This window comes from Candidatus Electronema sp. TJ (genome assembly GCF_048287355.1).
Taxonomy (GTDB): Bacteria; Desulfobacterota; Desulfobulbia; order Desulfobulbales; family Desulfobulbaceae; genus Electronema.
On record NZ_JBLWEP010000084.1, the window covers coordinates 7,374 to 10,260 of the forward strand.

1 protein-coding gene is annotated in these 2,887 nt (G+C 60.4%); it reads right to left on the reverse strand.

Annotated elements, in window-relative coordinates:
• Window positions 1–2,887 (reverse strand): efflux RND transporter permease subunit (locus tag ACNKID_RS07510; RefSeq protein WP_417912824.1); only part of this gene is annotated, 2,887 nt, incomplete at both ends.

Genomic DNA, 2,887 nt, shown 5'->3' on the forward strand with positions numbered 1-2,887 from the left:
TTGACTGCGTCCAGAGTGGCTTCAGTCAGGCCCTCCCCTGCTGCCATCCGCTCCTTGATGAACTGGATGATCAGAATGGCGTTCTTGGTTGAAAGGCCCATGGTAGTGAGGAAGCCGATCTGGAAATACACATCGTTGGGCATTCCCCGCAGCGAGCTGGCTACGATGGCTCCGAACACACCCAGCGGTAGCATGAGCAGGTTGACAAAGGGAATCGTCCAGCTCTCATACAGCGCGGCCACGCAGAGGAAGATGACGAAGATGGAAAAGGCGTAAAGCACCGGCCCCTGCTTGGTGGCCATCTTCTCCTGATAAGAGAGGCCGCTCCAGTCGAAGCTGATGCCCTGCGGCAGTTTGGCGGTCAGTTCCTCCATGATCGCCATGGCCTCGCCAGTGCTGTGACCAGGCGCGGGCTGGCCTTGGATGTTCATGGCGGGGAAGGCGTTGAAACGCTCCAGCTTGGGCGAGCCGAGACTCCAGCGGGCAGAGGCGAAGGCCGAGAACGGCACCATCTTGCCCTCCTTGTTGCGGACATAGAGACGCTCCAAGTCCTCAGGCAGGCGGCGGTAGGGCGCGTCGGCCTGGACATAGACCTTCTTTACACGGCCTGCTTGGATGAAGTCGTTGACATAGGAGCTACCAAAGGCCGTTGCCAGCGTGCTATGAATGGAGCTGAGCGGCACACCGAGCGCACCTGCCCGATCCCAGTCCACATCCACCCGGTACTCGGGCGTGTCGTCCATGCCGTTAGGCCGCACCGCCATCAGGCGGGGTTCCTGCATGGCCATGCCGAGAAGCTGGTTGCGTGCGGCGGTCAATGCCTCATGGCCGAGGCCGCCCCGGTCTTGCAGCTGAAAGTCAAAGCCTGTTGCCATGCCCAGCTCCATCACCGGCGGCGGTGGGAAGGCCATGACCTGTCCCTCTTTGATCTTCGAGAAAGTCTGCATGGCCCGGCCTGCCACAGCCTTGACCTTCAGATCAGGACGCTGGCGCTCCTCCCAGTCCTTGAGCTTGACAAAGCTCATGGCCAAGTTCTGCCCCTGGCCGCCAAAGTTGCGGCCCACTGCAGTCATCACATTCGCCACAGCCTCTTTCTCGTTTTCAAGGAAATGACTGCGCACTTTGCTGATCACAGCCTCACTCTGCTCCAGGGTCGCGCCTGACGGCAGCCGCACCTGCACTAAAAGGATGCCCTGATCTTCGTCTGGGATGTAGGAGGTGGGCATCTTTTGGAGGAGCAGGCCAGCCGCCGCCAAGATCAGCAGGTAGATGACAATGAAGATGATCTTCACCTTCAGAGAGAAGGCCACGAAGCGCACATACAGGCTGCGGATCCAGCCGAAGCAGAACTCGAAGACTGCAAAGAATGGACGCATGAAGAAGATCGCGCTCTCTGAAGGCGAATGCCCGGCCTTGACCGGCTTGAGGAAAGAGGCGCAGAGCACCGGAGTGAGGATCAACGCCACGACCACCGAGAGCAGCATGGAGGAGATAACGGTCACCGAAAACTGGCGGTAGAGCACGCCGGTAGAGCCTGGGAAGAAGGCCATTGGCCCGAACACGGCAGAGAGCACAAGACCTATGCCGATCAGGGCACTGGTGATCTCGTCCATGGACTTGGCCGTGGCCTCCTTCGGCGAAAGCCCTTCTTCGCTCATAATCCGCTCGACGTTCTCGACCACGACGATAGCGTCGTCCACGAGCAGGCCGATGGCCAGTATCATCGCGAACATGGTCAGCATGTTGACCGAATAGCCAGAGAAGCCGAGCACAGCAAAGGTGCCGAGCAGCACCACCGGCACAGCGATGGTCGGGATGAGCGTGGCGCGGATGTTGCCCATGAACACATACATGATGATGAAGACCAGCAGCACCGCTTCAAAGAGGGTCTTCACCACCTCGTGGATGGCTACCTTGGTGAAGGGCGTGGTGTCATAGGGATAGATGACCTTCACGCCCGGCGGAAAGAATTTGCTCATCTCCTCCAGCTTGGCTTTGACCGCGTCGGCAGTGGCAAGGGCGTTGGCCCCGGCTGCCTGACGGATGGCCATCACCGCTGCTGGTTTGCCGCTGCTCTTGATGATGGAGTCGCTGCGCTCGCTCGCCAGTTCCGTGCGGCCTATGTCCTTGATCCGCACTGCCGAGCCGTCAGGGTTCAGGCGCACCGGGATGTTGGCAAACTCCTCCGGCGTTTGCAGGAGGTGCTGGACCACGATGGGCGCATTGAGCCGCTGGCCAGGCAGGGCGGGCGCACCGCCGAGCTGGCCTGCCGAGACCTCGACATTGTAGGAGCGCAGGGCGGCTGCCACATCCTCAAAGGTCAGGCTGTAGCTGGTCAGCTTGTCCGGGTTGACCCAGATGCGCATTGAATACTGCGCTCCGAACGGCTCCACCTCACCCACGCCTGGCACCCGCGACAGCACCTTTTCCAAGTTCGACTGAGCATAGTCTTGCAGGTCGTTGCCGTCCATGCTGCCGTCCTCGGAGATTAGCCCGACAATGATCAGCCAGTTCCGGGTTGACTTGTTCACCCGCAAGCCTGCGCGCTGCACCACGTCAGGCAGGCTGGCCAGAGCGAGCTGTAGCTTGTTCTGCACCTTGGCCCAGGCCATGTCCGGGTCGGTGCCTGCCTTGAAGGTCAGCTCCACCCGTGAGCTTCCCGACGAGGAGCTTGTGCCGGAGATGTAGAGCATATCATCAAAGCCGGTCATCTTCTGCTCGATGATCTGCGTCACCGTGTTCTCCACGGTCTCCGCCGACGCGCCTGGAAAGAACGCATCAATCGAGATGGCGGGCGGGGCAATGGGCGGATACTGGGACACCGGCATCTTGTAGATCGCCAGCAGGCCCACGGTCATGATGATGATGGCGATGACCCACGCAAAGA